Source organism: Paenibacillus sediminis (genome assembly GCF_017873765.1).
Taxonomy (GTDB): domain Bacteria; phylum Bacillota; class Bacilli; order Paenibacillales; family Paenibacillaceae; genus Paenibacillus_AG; species Paenibacillus_AG sediminis.
This window is the reverse complement of the sequence record NZ_JAGGKP010000003.1, coordinates 133,462-148,407: the sequence shown is the minus strand read 5'-3', so window position 1 is coordinate 148,407 and position 14,946 is coordinate 133,462. Positions and strand designations below refer to the sequence as shown.

Sequence of the window (14,946 nt, the reverse complement as noted above, 5' to 3'; positions counted from 1 at the left end):
ATGCGAGATGGCGCTCATGTGGTGAAAATCGAACTGTACGTGAATAGGGAAGGAAGGTCGGTCGTTGCTAGGCCAGCAGACACACTGCTCCATATTTTGCGAGAAGAGCTGGGACTAACTGGAGCGAAGCCGGGCTGTAACAATGGAGACTGCGGTGCTTGTACAGTCGTCATGGATGGCTGGCCGATGAAATCGTGTATTATGCTTGCTGTAGAAGCCGCGGGCAGACAGGTTACGACCATTGAAGGTCTTAGAGATACTCCCATTCAGAGGGCATTTGCTGAGAAATGGGCTTTTCAATGTGGTTACTGTACTCCTGGCTTCATTATGAATTGCCATGCATTAATTCAGAACCGCCCAGATGCAACGGATGAGATCATTACAGATTGGTTGCAGTCGAACATTTGCCGGTGTACAGGGTATAAGGAAATCAGCGAGGCGGTCAAATCAGTATTAGTAACCGGGAAAGACACACTGTAATCATTGTTTTATTAAAAAAACCACTTAGCCTGATAGGATCTACGGCAATCAAGCCTAAGGAATTTATTATGTTTGGATAAACGGACTGATTCTTTGAAAATAGAGCAGATTGCATAAAAGAGTTTCAGCAAACGATAAAATCAATGGTTTAATTAAATATTTTTACTAGTGACGTTCACCTAAACTCAGCCTGCATGGTCTGAATATGATGATACAGAATACCTGCCAATAATTTATCAAAACAGAGGGGATGTGTTATGAAAGCTGTTGTCACTGGGGGAACTGGTTTTATTGGCTCTCATCTTGTCGATAAACTTGTAGCAAGAGGGTTTGAGGTACACGTCATTGATAATTTGACGTCTGGATATCGGCACAATATAAACTTTCAATCTGTCATTCATTATGAAGACATACGCAATAAAGAGAGCAAGGAAATTATTGTGCGGGAGAAGCCTGATGTCGTGTTTCATTTAGCTGCTCAAACGGATGTAGGGCAGTCCATACGTGATCCCAGACATGATAGCGATGTAAATATAACCGGAACAATTAATATATTGAAAGCGTGCCGGCAAGCCTCTGTGAAAAAAATAATTTTCGCATCCACTTCTGCAGTTTACGGAGATTTACAGAAAAATGTAATCTCTGAGGAAGACCCGAAGGGGCCCATTTCTTTCTACGGATTGTCTAAATGGACATCTGAAACATATATCCGACTATTTTATGAGATGTACGGACTTTCCTATACGATTCTTCGTTACGGAAATGTGTATGGGCCTAGACAAACGCCAAAAGGAGAAGGAGGGGCCGTTGCTGTCTTCCTAGACAAAATAAAGAACGAACTGCCTATACACGTTCATGGTGACGGTCAGCAAACACGAGATTTTGTGTATGTGGACGATGTTGTTCAAGCGAACATAGCGGCGATTGAGAGAGGGCACCAAGAAGCAATTCATGTCGCTACTGGGCAAAGGACATCAATAAATGACTTAGTGAAGATGCTAACTAACATTCATGGACCTATTGATATTATTCATTCATCCGAGAGAGCAGGGGATATTAGGCACAGTTGCTTAGATAACTCGAAAGCACATTTACTATTAGACTGGCAGCCGCAGGTTGATATTCAGACAGGACTGCTTAGAACCTATAATGAGACCTGAGCGATATGAAAAAGTGCCCTGAAGATTGTAGACCGCTTCATGGCACTTTTTCATTTAGGCCTTGGTCCAATTGGTAACCATTTCGACGTTTGCGGCCTTTAACGTAGTGAATACAGGGCAACGAAGATCCGTTGTTTGTTGAAATTGTTTAATTCTTTCTTCGGATTCGCTCGTTTTCACTTTGGCGTTCACCGTAACTTTTTGAAAATACGGCCTCACATTAGGATCGCCCATAAAACCTCGGTTATCGAACTCGCCGCTAATATCAAACTCGATTCCTTGCAAATCAAAGTTCATTTCTTTGGCTACGATGTTGCCGACAATATTCTCACACCCTGACAGTGCAGCGAGCAATGTGGCCAGTGGATTCGGTCCTTCGTCTTTTCCTCCCATCGATGGCGGTTCATCTATAATGAGCTGATGATTTGCTGCGGTTACTTTCGTTTGCATTCCTTGAGAAACAGCTGTCACGCGTTCGATCATTTTAGCCATAATATTACACCTCCATATGCATAAAGTAGTATGATTTACTTTTTTTTCTTTTATTCAAAATTCCACTATTTACAAATGAATCCAAACATGATATATTGTGATCAGACTTAAATAATCAACGTTGAATATACAATATTGGAGTTGATGCAAATGACACGCCTGATGGTACTTGGACTGCTCACATATCGGCCGATGTCAGGCTATGAGATGCAGCAGATGCTGCAGCAATCACAGACAGATAAGTGGGCAGGTATTCTACCCGGCTCGATCTACCATTCACTCAAAACAATGACGGCAGACGGACTTGTGGAAATTGATGCCGTGGAGCATACGGGGCACCGGGCCAAAGCGATTTACAAAATAACCGACAAAGGGAGGGAGCAATTTTTCGAGTTGTTGAAGAGTTCATTAGTAGAACCGTCCGTTGCGTATCCAACGACGCTCTATACGGCAATCTCATTCCTAGAGCTTCTGCCGAAGGAAGTCATTTTGGAATCGATCAACGTTCAGGAGAAAGCTCTGCGTGAGCAGTACGAGGAAATGAAGAGAGGGGAAGAGCAGAAAGCGGCCCACACTTCTTTACCCGCACATATTCGGCTCGTATTCCAAAATATGTATGATCAATTTGAAATTCAACTGCGCTTTTTGCAAAAGCTGCGTGAATTATATGAATGAGGAGGATGTTGTGTATGACACATCAAGCAAAGATGCTTGTACAGGCGAATCGACTTTCTAAGATGTACGGTTCGCGAACCGTAGTAAATCATGTGGATATCCAGGTAAAGGCTTCTGAGATTGTTGCTATTATTGGTCCGAACGGGGCCGGGAAATCGACGTTGATCGATATGATTCTCGGTCTGCGCAGACCCGATGAAGGACAAATTGAGTTTTGGCGCAAAGATTATTTGTCTTATGTAGGTGTTCAGCTTCAGGCAACTCCGTTCTTCCCTGGACTAAGCGCGTACGAGAACTTGCGATTATTCGCCGCACTTTATAAGAAGAAGCTGGATCGTCAGCGTGGTCTCGAGCTGCTCCGTCTTTGCGGTCTTGAAGATGCAGCTAACACGGAGGCATCGAAACTTTCTGGGGGACAGCAGAAGCGACTCGCGATTGCTATTGCGACAGTTCACGAACCAGAGCTTGTTTTTCTCGATGAGCCAACAGCTGCACTTGATCCGCGTGCAAGACGCGAAATTCACGAGGTGATTGACAGGCTTGCTTCCAGCGGTAAATCTGTTGTATTTACATCGCACGATATGGAAGAGGTTCATAAGTTGGCAGATAAGGTCATTATGATCGACAAGGGTCGTATTATTGCAGAAGGAACTCCTGTACAGCTATGCGAGCAGTACGGAGTGGATCATCTTGAAGAGTTGTATTTAAATTTAACTGCCAAGGAGGCTGTCATTCGATGAAGACGATTTTTCGTTCTATGCTTATAACATCTTTGCGCGACCCTATTACGCTGTTTTATTCAATTTTGTTTCCGATCGGCCTGCTCATAGGACTCGGATTATATTTTGATTCACCGGATTATCAGTTCCGATTGTTAACAGGTGTTCTAGCATTAAGCACTTTGTTCTGGGGGGTATCGGGTATCGCCTTTCAAGTGCACCAGCAGCGAAACCGCGGCGTATATAAACTGCTCCGGCTTACGCCATTTCCTGCGATTTCATTCATTCTGACGATGACTTTAGTTCGCACGCTTCTTGGGCTAATGATCAATGCGATTGTCTTTGTCACTGGGGTACTCGTATTTGATATCGAAGCAGAACTCACAACCATTTTGCTTCTTTTGCTCAATTTGGCAGCTGGAACGCTCTGTATGACAGCATTCGGATTTTTCATCTCCAATCTCGCTCGCAATGAAGGTCAGATCAACATGATCTCAAATCTATTCTATATCCCTATGGTATTTGGTACAGATATGTTTTACAGTTTACAAGGAGCGCCCCATTGGCTGAAGACGGCAGGGCAATGTTTTCCGCTTGGTTACTTGGTCAAAGGGCTCAGAGCTTCTTTTACAGGATGGGCGAAAACGTTGCCTAATATAGCGATTGTTGCAGCTTATATCGTTCTCTTCCTGCTCATCGCACTGTTTACCTTCCGGTGGGAAGCAGAGCAGAAATTGTTAAGCTCTCCAAAACGACGAACCGCATAGTATGTAGAAAGACACCTTATTTTTTGGTCATATAGTCAATGTTGATTATACAATGTTATCTAAATGGGATTTGCTTATTTTTGTAAGCAAGTCCTATTTTTTTCGGTGATATTTGGCCTATGGTGTAGTAGTATGAGGATGGATAGCATCAAGATTCTGAAAATGAAGGCAGGAACTGTCCTATGAGAGGTATTAGAAGAAGACTATCAAATTTAAGTTTGAAATATAAGCTAATCATCGCTTTTTCTTGCTTTATTATTACGTCTTTTCTAATCATTGGCGGCGCTTTATCTTGGCTGTATGTAGACTCCAATCGCAGTATGATTCTGGATGCGGCAGTAGAAAATAACAAGCAAATTGTGAAAAATATTGATACCTCTCTTAATCCATTATTGCGATTATCGATGTATCCCGTGCAAGATCGAAACATCTTTCAAGTGATGAAAAAAGACTACACCAAGGAGCCATATCCACTGTACGAAAGGCAGAAGGATTTCGATACCGTAAATCAGATTATTCGAAACGGTATGCTGCTCTATACGGATTTAATTGATTCGGTTGTCATTTATCAAAATAAAAATAAGATGGTTGTCGGCAGAAGTAATGGTGATTATATGAACCATCACTATTTACAGAGTGAATTCATCAATGAGCCGTACGTTCAAAAAATATTGCAGAAAAAAGGACTCTATGTTCCAATTGGAGTTCATCCAGAGAAGTTAATGTCCTTTTATGGTGATCCGGTTGTGTCGATCGGCCGGGCCGTGGTGGACCCGTATACGAAAGAGAATCTAGGATTCATTATGCTCAACATCGGAATCGATAAGCTGAAGACGCTGTGGCGTGATATTCACTTTACGGATCATACGAAGTTCTACTTAATAGACGAAAACCGAAATATTGTGTACAGCAAAAATCGCAGCGAAATCGGTCAGGCAGCTGTTCATGTACTAGGTCATGATTTTGAGCATATCAGCTTAGATGGGGAAGAAACGAGAGAAAATAAAGATAATTACATCATGACCTCTAAATCGAATGTTTCAAATTGGATTGTCGTCACCATTATTCCAAAGAATGAACTGTTTGGTTTACTTGATGTGATGTTAAGAACGATTATGATCTCATCACTTATCTTTCTTGGACTGTCTATTATTGCATCCATTTATATTGCCACGAGTATTACGAAACCGCTCTCTATGTTAGAGAGAAAAATGAGGCTCGTCGCTCAAGGCAACTTAGATGTGAAGATGGACGTGCATCAAGGCGAAATTGGAAAGATCAGTTTCACCGTAGATCATATGCTTAAAGAGATCAGAAGGTTGATTCAAAAAATATATACGGAAGAGCAAGAAAAGAAACAGTTAGAGCTGCTTGCGCTGCAATCGCAAATTAGACCTCACTTTATGTACAACACCTTGAATGTCATTAAGTGGATGGCGAAAATACAGGGTGCTACGGGCATTGAAGAGGCGCTGACTGCTTTTTCTTCCGTTATTAAATTTACGGCAAAAGCTGAGAGCGATTATGTGACGATTCAGGAAGAAGTCGATTTTATTAAGAACTATACGAAAATATTAGATTTTCGGTATTTGAATAAGTTTGAAGTTTCTTATCATATCGAACCGGGTGTACTTCAATATAAAACGTTGAAATTCTTGCTGCAGCCTTTAGTGGAAAATGCGATTTTCCACGGCTTCGATGAGATTGATTATAAAGGGAAGCTAAATATCGAAATATATGAGGAATCCGATTACGTCATCATGATTGTGTCTGATAACGGCAGAGGAATGTCGCAGACCGAACAAGAGGGGCTTAAGCAGCAAGGGTCCATAGACAAGCTAAATTCCATTGGTATTAAAAATATTCGTAAACGCATTGAACTGAACTATGGGGAAGGCTACGGCCTGTGGATTACAAGCGAAGAGAAGAAAGGTACAACTGCAAAAATCGTAATTCCAGCGATAAAAAATGATCCAAAAATCAAACAATCAGGTGAGCTGTGATGAGAGTACTAATTGTAGATGACGAACCGCTAGTTCGAATTGGCATCAAATCCGCAATCGAGTGGGAAGCAAATGGAATGCACATTGTTGGAGAAGCTGCTGATGGCATTGAAGCGCTGAGACTCATGATGGAGCAGAAGCCGGATGTCGTTATTTTAGATATTAAGATGCCGAAAAAAGACGGTCTTGATGTGTTGTTAGAGATGAGAGAAAAGGGAATTCAGGCGAAAGTCATTATATTAAGCAGCTTCGATGATTTCACTTTTGTGAAAAAAGCAATGCAGCTCGGAGCCGTTGACTATTTCCATAAGCCAAGCATGAATGAACAAGAAATGACGAGTGTACTGCGAAAGATTAAGGATGAATTAGAGAGAGATCAGATGAGTCAAGGCGAGATTCCTGGACATAAGTCAGAGTCTCGTGATAAAGAAGTGGTCCTTCGGCAGATGCTCTCTGGCCATATCGACGGAGCCCATCTAACGAAGCTGAAGGAAGGCAATATGTATGTCCTGCTGTTTACGATCGGTAAATATTCGCAGATTCTCAAGAGATATACGAAAGAAAATGCATCCATTCTGCCGAATACGATAGCGAACATTTTATCGGAACTGCTGTCGAAAGAGAAAGAAGTGGAGTTTGTACAAATTGAGGATAACTTATTTTCTGTCATCATCAGTCATAGTGAATCCAAAAGTGCACAAGCTTCATTCACGCGTGTCAACGATTTTATATTGCTTATAAACAGTTCTCTAAAGCGCTTTGTCAATATCGATACGTTTTTCGGAGTGAGTGAGCCATTTCAATCTTTTCATGGAATGAAACAAGCGGTTAGCCAAGCGAAGCAAGCTTTGGAGCAAAAGTTCTATCATCCCGAGGACTATATTTTCTATTTTAAGAACCGTCATTTGGCGAATGAACAAACATTAGAGCAGCTTAACGCCTATATCGTAGCCATGAAGAATGGACTGAAAGATGAAAAGTATGACGAATTCGCCCGTAATCTCACAGAGTGGGAGCAGTTTCTTAGAAAATATGAGTGCATGAGCGAAAAGGATGTTAAAAAAATTTACGAAGGTTTAATCTTCATGATGGAAGATGGCGAGGAATATCTCGAGTACCGGAATAAACTGGAGGAAATTGACGATTTCAACGAATGCTCTGCCTTTTACCATAAAGTGTTCGGTGACACGTTGAAATGTCGTTATGCAGTTAAAAATAAAGACTATAGCCCGCTCATTAGAAACATCCTGCAATATATAGAGAAAAATTATAAAGAAGATATTTCTTTGAACAGCTTGGGAGAACAGTTCCATGCAAGCCCCAATTATATAAGCAGACTGTTTAAGCAAGAAGTGGGGCGGGGATTATTTACGTATCTGAACGAAATACGCATCCAGAAGGCGAAGGAATTGTTAAAGAATTATCAATACAAAATATATGAAGTCGCTGAAATGGTGGGGTTCAACAGCCAAGTTCATTTTGCGATTGTTTTTAATAAATTTGTGGGGATGTCACCGAAAGATTATCGAAAAGAAACGGTTTAAATGGTTTTGTTAAAGAAAAGTAAATATGGTTAAAAAAAAGTAGATGAAAACGGAATCATTCGACAAACAAAGTCAATCTTATTAAATTAATCATCATTTGATTAATTTTTTTTTCGACTTGAAACCGGTAACATGAATTTCAGAGATGAGTGAAACCGTTAACATCATCTCGTGACATGGAACAATATTTTGGGGGGAAAAGCATGAAGAAGTTAGGAAAACTTACAGGAATGCTAGTGCTTTCGTTTATTTTAATAGTTAGCTTAGCAGCCTGCGGTAATAGCAACAGTGCTAGCAGCGGTGATCAAACGAGCACGAAGAGCGATAAGAAAACAACGATTACGTTCGGTTTCTGGGGAACAGCGCAAGATCTCAAAGTGTATCAAGAAGCTGCGGCTTCCATTTCGCAAAAGTACCCGAACATCGAACTTAAAATTAAACAATATCCGAGCAGTGATCAATTCTGGAACACGCTTCCAGGTGAAATTGCAGCGGGTGTAGCACCGGATTTCATTAAAATTACGAACGAAGGCGCGTACGAATATATTAAAAAAGGATTGTTCACTCCGCTTGATGACCTTATTAAACCAGCAGGCGTAGATATGAGCATCTACACTCCATCGGTTACAGATGTTTGGAAAGTGGACGGCAAACAATATGGTATTCCAAACTCCAGTACACCAGCGATGTTCTTCATTAACGAAGATATGTGGAAAAAAGCAGGGCTTGGCGCATATCCAACAACTTGGGATGAAGTCGAAGCGGCAGCTAAGAAGCTGACAAACAAAGATCATTACGGTATTGCAATTAATATCGATGCTTACCACATTACGAACTATGTGAAGAGCTATGGCGGCGGTTGGGGCAATGGTAAAACAATCAACTCCGATCAAAACGTACAAGCATTGCAAAAAATCTTTGATATGTACAAAGAAGGTGTGGCTGTAACTCCTAAATCTCTTGGTTATGGTTGGGACGGAGAAGTATTCTCTAACAAGAAAGCAGCGATGACTACAGGCGGTTACTGGTATAAAGGCTTCTTGAAAGATGCAGCTCCAGATTTGAAATATGTAGCTCTTCCAGTACCTAAAGGTACAACGAATGGCAGCACAATGATTTCCGATGCTTACGTCGTATTGAAAGATGCTAAAGACAAACAAGCAGCACTTCAAGCAGCAGCCTATTTGACAAATGAAAAAACACAAACAGATTTCATCAAGCTTGGCAACAACTCAGCGGTAGCAAGTCTGACTTCGAAATTCTTTGAAGAAAATCCTGAGTTTAAAGCGGTAGAGCCAGCTCTACAATACAGCACAGACTTCGGATACCCTGAAGAAACGAAGAAATTTAAAGATGAATTGGTAAATGAAATTGAAGCATCCGTTTTAGGTGGATCGAATAAATCTCCTAAAGAAGTTCTTGACGGTATTCAACAACAATTTAAATAATTCATTACCTTAAATTATCCCTCTGTTCCCGTTTCCCCTGTGAGAAACGGGAACAGTTGTATTCTTGGGACCTAATAACAAATTATGGATTTTAGGAGGGTCACAATGGCTGCCTATGAAAATAAAGTAAACAGAAAAAAGCAATCATGGATCCGTACAATTGTTGATTCAGATTTTGCAGTTGGTTGGCTGTTCGCCTTACCGTTTTTAGTGTTATGGGTATGGTGGTTCTTATATCCCTTCTTGCAATCATTCATTCGAAGCTTTCAGGATGCTAACTTTGCTTCACTCGACCAAGCGAAATTTATCGGTTTTCAAAACTACGTCAATATATTAAAGGATCATGAGTTTTACCGAGCTGTGCTGCATTCCTTGGAGATTGTTGTGATTGCTGTACCCGTTCAGACGATTTTAGGATTGCTCATGGCTATTCTAGTGAATCAGAAAATAAAAGGAAAAGGCATTTTCAGAACAGTCTTTTTCATTCCTTATATTACTTCTCAAATTGCAGTAACAACCGTATTTATGATGCTGTTCAAGCAAGGTACATTTGTGACTAAGTTCTTTGGTTTATTCGGCTTCGGTAATGTGACATGGTATGCGGATACGCACTATGCTCTATTATTTGTAGCTATCCTATTTATTTTCCAACAATGCGGATTTAGTATGATCGTCTATCTATCGGCGCTTCAAGAAGTTCCGAAAGATCTATATGAAGCAGGTCAAATGGACGGAGCTTCCAAGTGGGAACAATTCCGTTATATTACGGTTCCTTATGTTAAACCAATTACGTTCTTTGTTGTTTCCGTATCAACCATCCTAGGGTTCCAAATCTATGACCAAATTGCCGCAATTTCTAGATATGGAGCGCTCGGATCACCAGCAGGGGCTACCAATACGGTCGTTACTTATTTCTATCAAAATGGTATCCGCTATATGAATATTGGTTACGGAAGCGCAGCTGTCGTGTTGTTCTTCTTCATTATTATGATCATTACATTCCTTCAAAAAAAATTGTTGGATGATAAGGAGTGACAACATTGAAAGCAAAAAAAGGCATCTTCTTGTTTGGTAATTACACGCTCATTATTATCGTTGGATTACTGTTTGCTCTCCCATTTTTATATACGTTATACACTTCTTTCGTGACAATGCAAGATGTGAATAAAATTGTAGGGATTTCTCACTGGACCTTCAGCAATTATAAAACGTTCTTTACTAACGACGCATATAACGTGCCTAAATGGCTTTTGAATACGGTGATTATGACAGGTATTGTCATTGTCGGTAACTTAATCATTAACCCGATGGCTGCTTTTGCGCTCGCAAAATTGGATTTCGCGGGTAAGAAACTGATCTATTGGATCGTTGTTGCAACGATGATGGTTCCATATCACATGATTTTGATTCCGGTTTATGTGAATGTGGCTCATCTGGGCTGGCTTAACTCGTTTGCAGGGCTGACTGTTCCGTTCCTGTATCAATGTCTTTACATTTTCATGCTTAGACAATTTTTCATCAGCGTTCCGAACGAGTTCATTGAAGCAGCTAGACTTGATGGATTAACGAAAGTAGGCGCATTCTGGCGCATCGTATATCCTTTGGCTAAATCACCGCTCATTACGATGTCGATTTTGGCTTTCTCAGGTACATGGAACAGTTATCTGATTCCAAGTACACTGACTAGCGATCCGGCGAAATATGTACTCGTGGTCGGACTCAACAGTGTGAAGGATATGTTCTTTGAGAATACACCGCTGATTATGGCAGGGGTCGTCTTAACGACTATTCCTATATTGGTCTTCTTCTTCATATTCCAGAAGCAATATATCGAGGGTGTATCGAGTTCCGGGGTAAAAGGCTAAGGCTGATCTCACTTACACTACTTCAATAGGAATGAGGCATAGTTCATGGAATACCGTGTTATTAAAGAAGGCGATTTATTTTTACTGTCGCAAACCAATGGAGATATTACTGGAAATAATGAAGGCGGTCACGGCTTATACACGAAGGATACACGGTTTTTAAGCCGCATGGAAATATTCGTAGATGGAGAGAAGCCAACGTTGCTCTCCTCTACCGCTAATAGAAGCTACGTCGCTTCCTTTCGCCTAATGAAAGATCGGAAAGATGAGGGAGCTATTGAGATCCACAGAGAACGGTTCATCGTTGATGGTGTGCTGTATGAGAGAATGACGCTGACGAACTTTTTCCCAAAATCCGTACAATTTGATTTCTCTGCATCTTTTGATGCGGATTTTCAGGACATGTTCATTGTACGGAAATATCGCACGGGTGAAGTAGGGCAAATGATTGGCCGAGAAAAGATAGACCGCGGTCTGTCGATTCGCTATCAAGGAGCTGACGATATTGTTAGAGAGACCCGCATTCAGTGGGATCAGAACGAGTCGAAATTGGATGACAGCGGCACCGTTCATTTTAATCTATCGTTAGGGCGTAAAGAGACGAAGCAGATTTGCTTCTTCATTACTCCTGTAATAAACGGCGAAGCGGGTGCGATTCTTTCTTATGAAGAAGGTCTGGCCAAGCTGGAGAAATCTTATGAACAGTGGCTCGGAGGCACGACTCGCGTAACGTCAAATTCAGATGTGTTCAATGGTTTGTACGAACGCGGGGTTCAAGATTTACGCATGCTCATGACAGATGTCGGTTACGGAGAAATGCCAGTGGCCGGATTGCCGTGGTTTGCCGTTCCTTTTGGCAGAGACAGCATCATCACTTCGTTATTCATGCTTCCGCTAAATCCGGAACTCGTGAAGGGGACGCTCAGAACGCTGGCTGCATACCAAGGTGATAAGGTAGATGCTTGGCGCGATGAACAGCCCGGTAAAATCATGCATGAGATCCGTTTTGGAGAACTGGTAAATACGAATCAGTCCCCTTTTGGTCCTTATTACGGGTCGGTAGATGCAACACCGTTATTTCTAGTTCTAATTGGAGAATACGTTCGCTGGACGGGCGACCTGTCTCTCGTTCAGGAATTAAAACCAAATATAGAGCGTGCGCTGGACTGGATTGATCACTTCAGTCAAGCGGGAGCAGGATTCCTTACGTATCATCAAGAAGCGGAGAAGGGATTCCCGAACCAAGGCTGGAAAGATTCGAGCAACTCGATCGTTCACAAGTCTGGCGAATACGCGGCATCACCGATTGCACTGTCAGAGGTGCAAGGCTATGTGTACCAAGCGAAAACAAGCTTGGCGCCAATTTTCGCCCAAATGGGAGATAAGGCGCTTGCTAATAAGCTAGAGAAAGAAGCCGAAGAATTCAAAGCGAAGTTTGAACAAGCGTTCTGGATGGAGGATGAACAATTTTACGCGCTTGCGCTGGATAAAGAGCAGCGTAAAGTAGAAACGGTGACTTCGAATCCAGGGCACCTATTAATGACAGGCTTGCCAGACGCAGCTCGAGCGGAGCAAGTAGCGAAGAGACTTGTTGCTAAAGATATGTTTGGCGGATACGGCATTCGTACCATGAGCACAGAAGCGGCCGGTTATTATCCGATGAGTTACCATAACGGCAGCGTATGGCCTCACGATAATGGGATGATTCTGCTCGGATTAAGTCGTCTAGGCTTCAAGAAAGAAGCGAGCATTGTGATCTCCAGCCTGCTGGAAGTATCCAAATCGTTCGAATATCAGCGTATGCCTGAATTGTTCTGCGGTCATGACTCAGAGCTTGGCTACCCAGTATCATATCCTACAACTTGCTCGCCGCAAGCGTGGTCAGCGGCAACATCGATTGTGTTCTTACAAGCGATGTTAGGACTCAATCCTGACGCCTTGACTAGACAAATATCGATTAATCCGTTCTTGCCTGAACATATGGATGAACTGACCACGGAACATATTCATATTGGAGCAGGGCATTTATCGGTAAGAGTGACTCGTAATCATAATGATGAGAACTCCTTCAACGTGGAGATTCTTGAAAACTCGACTGGCTTTGAAGTCATTCAGTTCTAAAATTAGGAGTGTAGGCATGAAGAAAACATGGTGGAAAGAAGCAGTTGTCTATCAGGTATATTGGAGAAGCTTTTATGATACAGATGGCGACGGCTATGGCGATCTAGAAGGCGTTATTCAGAAATTAGATTATATTAAAGAGCTTGGCGTTGATGTCATTTGGCTGAATCCGATCTACGGATCTCCGGATGTAGATAACGGGTACGATATTTCTGATTATCGGTCCGTGATGGCTAAAGCAGGTACGATGGACACCTTTGATCGACTTCTTAAGGAAGTTCACGCCCGCGGCATGAAGCTGATTATGGATTTAGTTGTGAACCATACGTCCGATCAGCATCCATGGTTTATTGAATCGCGTTCATCCAAAGATAATCCGAAGCGGGATTATTATATTTGGCGCAAAGAGCCGAATAACTGGAGATCTTATTTTACGCCTTCTACATGGGAATATGATGAGACAACAGGCGAGTACTACTTCCATTCCTTTGCAACGCAGCAGCCCGATTTGAACTGGGAAAATCCGAAGGTTCGTGAAGAAGTTTACGACATGATGCGCTTTTGGCTCGATAAAGGCATCGACGGATTCCGAATGGACGTCATTAATTTGCTGGCGAAGCAAGCAGGTTTTCCAGATGCGGAGAATCCGGAAGATATTTCCTACTTGGGGAATAACCCGGGAATCCACGAATATCTTGGGGAAATGCATGACAAAGTGCTGAAGCACTATGATGTGTTTACGGTAGGAGAAATTCCGTTTGTTACCCCTGAAGACGGACTATTGTACGTAGGGGAAGACCGCGGTGAGCTGAATACGTTGTTCCATTTCGAAGTATGTGACTATATGGCGTATTGGGACATGGCGAAGTTCAAAGATATTCAGAAGAGATGGTATGAAGGCATGTGGGGCAAAGGTTGGAACTCGCAGTTCCTAAACAACCATGACCACACACGGCTTGTAACTCGGTTCGGCAACGACAAGGAATATCGCGTACAGTCCGCTAAATTGTTTGCGACTATGCTGCATACATTGCCAGGCATGCCGTACATTTATCAAGGGGAAGAAATCGGCATGACAGGTGTTCGTTTTGACTCCATTGATGATTACAATGATATTGCGATGAAGAATAAATATAAAGAAGAAGTGGAAAAAGGCAGAGATCCTAAGGAAGTGTTCGAGAGTCTGCTCCATCTGTCGCGCGATAACTCCAGAACGCCTGTGCAGTGGGATGATTCGGACAATGCCGGATTTACAAGCGGAACGCCGTGGATTAAAGTGAATCCAAACTATAAACAAATTAACGTCGCTGATGCTTTGGCAGATCCAGATTCCGTCTTCTACTATTACAAAAAGCTTATTCAGCTTAGAAAGAAACACCAAGTGATGGTATACGGAAGCTATGAGCCGATCCTCGAAGATCACCCGCAAATCTATGCTTATATCAGAGAGTTTGAAGGTGAGAAGTGGCTTGTTGTACTTAACGTATCTGATCAATCTGTAACATGCGAGCTTCCTGAATCCGTATCTTCCGAAATCAAAGAATTGATTATTGCGAATTATGCAGATCAATCGAATGGCTTCAATTTGAATCCGTACGAAGCACGGGTATATCGACTGAAATAACAGGTTTACGTAATAACGAAAAAATCCTTTATCTTGGATGATGTTCAT

The 14,946-nt window shown here is 42.0% G+C and carries 13 protein-coding genes; 12 read left to right on the top strand and 1 reads right to left on the bottom strand.

Translation table 11 applies throughout. The features are described 5' to 3' along the window. Complete coding sequence (locus J2Z20_RS09310; protein WP_209848625.1) at positions 1–480, top strand: (2Fe-2S)-binding protein; 480 nt, start codon at positions 1–3, stop codon at positions 478–480. A 257-nt stretch (positions 481–737) separates the two neighbouring features. Next, entirely contained in the window at positions 738–1,640 is a 903-nt protein-coding gene (locus tag J2Z20_RS09305; protein ID WP_209848622.1) for a GDP-mannose 4,6-dehydratase, read from the top strand. A gap of 54 nt (positions 1,641–1,694) precedes the next feature. Here J2Z20_RS09305 and J2Z20_RS09300 read toward each other — a convergent pair whose 3' ends face one another. Next, positions 1,695–2,132 (bottom strand): OsmC family protein, encoded by a 438-nt coding sequence (locus J2Z20_RS09300; RefSeq protein ID WP_209848619.1) that lies wholly within the window; start codon positions 2,130–2,132, stop codon positions 1,695–1,697. Positions 2,133–2,282: 150 nt separating this feature from the next. Here J2Z20_RS09300 and J2Z20_RS09295 point away from each other — a divergent pair, with 150 nt between their 5' ends. The 10 genes from J2Z20_RS09295 (at position 2,283) to J2Z20_RS09250 (ending at position 14,898) form a co-directional block, all read left to right on the top strand. Continuing rightward, positions 2,283–2,807, top strand: a complete 525-nt coding sequence (locus tag J2Z20_RS09295; RefSeq protein WP_209848617.1) for a PadR family transcriptional regulator — start codon at positions 2,283–2,285, stop codon at positions 2,805–2,807. A gap of 14 nt (positions 2,808–2,821) precedes the next feature. Further along, positions 2,822–3,547: an ABC transporter ATP-binding protein gene (locus J2Z20_RS09290; RefSeq protein ID WP_209848614.1), complete on the top strand. Its 726-nt coding sequence runs from the start codon at positions 2,822–2,824 to the stop codon at positions 3,545–3,547. Next, positions 3,544–4,293 carry an ABC transporter permease gene (locus J2Z20_RS09285; protein WP_209848611.1) on the top strand — a complete coding sequence of 250 codons (750 nt, stop codon included), beginning with the start codon at positions 3,544–3,546 and terminating at the stop codon, positions 4,291–4,293. Before J2Z20_RS09290 ends, J2Z20_RS09285 begins: the two co-directional genes overlap by 4 nt. Before the next feature lie 182 nt (positions 4,294–4,475). Next, entirely contained in the window at positions 4,476–6,296 is a 1,821-nt protein-coding gene (locus J2Z20_RS09280; RefSeq protein ID WP_209848608.1) for a sensor histidine kinase, read from the top strand. Continuing rightward, on the top strand, positions 6,296–7,840 hold the full coding sequence (locus J2Z20_RS09275; protein WP_209848605.1) for a response regulator transcription factor: 1,545 nt from the start codon (positions 6,296–6,298) through the stop codon (positions 7,838–7,840). Before J2Z20_RS09280 ends, J2Z20_RS09275 begins: the two co-directional genes overlap by 1 nt. 203 nt (positions 7,841–8,043) lie before the next feature. After that, the gene (locus J2Z20_RS09270; RefSeq protein WP_209848602.1) at positions 8,044–9,288 is read left to right on the top strand and encodes an ABC transporter substrate-binding protein; all 1,245 of its coding nucleotides are present in this window, start codon (positions 8,044–8,046) and stop codon (positions 9,286–9,288) included. Positions 9,289–9,393: 105 nt separating this feature from the next. Next, entirely contained in the window at positions 9,394–10,323 is a 930-nt protein-coding gene (locus J2Z20_RS09265) for a carbohydrate ABC transporter permease (protein ID WP_209848599.1), read from the top strand. A 5-nt stretch (positions 10,324–10,328) separates the two neighbouring features. Beyond that, complete coding sequence (locus tag J2Z20_RS09260) at positions 10,329–11,153, top strand: carbohydrate ABC transporter permease (protein ID WP_209848596.1); 825 nt, start codon at positions 10,329–10,331, stop codon at positions 11,151–11,153. 45 nt (positions 11,154–11,198) lie between these two features. Continuing rightward, positions 11,199–13,274: an amylo-alpha-1,6-glucosidase gene (locus J2Z20_RS09255; RefSeq protein WP_209848593.1), complete on the top strand. Its 2,076-nt coding sequence runs from the start codon at positions 11,199–11,201 to the stop codon at positions 13,272–13,274. Between the two features lie 16 nt (positions 13,275–13,290). Then, entirely contained in the window at positions 13,291–14,898 is a 1,608-nt protein-coding gene (locus J2Z20_RS09250; RefSeq protein WP_209848589.1) for a glycoside hydrolase family 13 protein, read from the top strand. The last annotated feature ends 48 nt before the right edge of the window (positions 14,899–14,946 follow it).

Bases quoted from the DNA above. Each gene is read 5' to 3' on its own strand.
- J2Z20_RS09255 (WP_209848593.1), top strand. From the start codon at position 11,199: ATGGAATACCGTGTTATTAAAGAAGGCGATTTATTTTTACTGTCGCAA.
- J2Z20_RS09285 (WP_209848611.1), top strand. From the start codon at position 3,544: ATGAAGACGATTTTTCGTTCTATGCTTATAACATCTTTGCGCGACCCT.
- J2Z20_RS09270 (WP_209848602.1), top strand. From the start codon at position 8,044: ATGAAGAAGTTAGGAAAACTTACAGGAATGCTAGTGCTTTCGTTTATT.
- J2Z20_RS09250 (WP_209848589.1), top strand. From the start codon at position 13,291: ATGAAGAAAACATGGTGGAAAGAAGCAGTTGTCTATCAGGTATATTGG.
- J2Z20_RS09290 (WP_209848614.1), top strand. From the start codon at position 2,822: ATGACACATCAAGCAAAGATGCTTGTACAGGCGAATCGACTTTCTAAG.
- J2Z20_RS09265 (WP_209848599.1), top strand. From the start codon at position 9,394: ATGGCTGCCTATGAAAATAAAGTAAACAGAAAAAAGCAATCATGGATC.
- J2Z20_RS09300 (WP_209848619.1), bottom strand. From the start codon at position 2,132: ATGGCTAAAATGATCGAACGCGTGACAGCTGTTTCTCAAGGAATGCAA.
- J2Z20_RS09295 (WP_209848617.1), top strand. From the start codon at position 2,283: ATGACACGCCTGATGGTACTTGGACTGCTCACATATCGGCCGATGTCA.
- J2Z20_RS09305 (WP_209848622.1), top strand. From the start codon at position 738: ATGAAAGCTGTTGTCACTGGGGGAACTGGTTTTATTGGCTCTCATCTT.
- J2Z20_RS09275 (WP_209848605.1), top strand. From the start codon at position 6,296: ATGAGAGTACTAATTGTAGATGACGAACCGCTAGTTCGAATTGGCATC.
- J2Z20_RS09310 (WP_209848625.1), top strand. From the start codon at position 1: ATGCGAGATGGCGCTCATGTGGTGAAAATCGAACTGTACGTGAATAGG.
- J2Z20_RS09280 (WP_209848608.1), top strand. From the start codon at position 4,476: ATGAGAGGTATTAGAAGAAGACTATCAAATTTAAGTTTGAAATATAAG.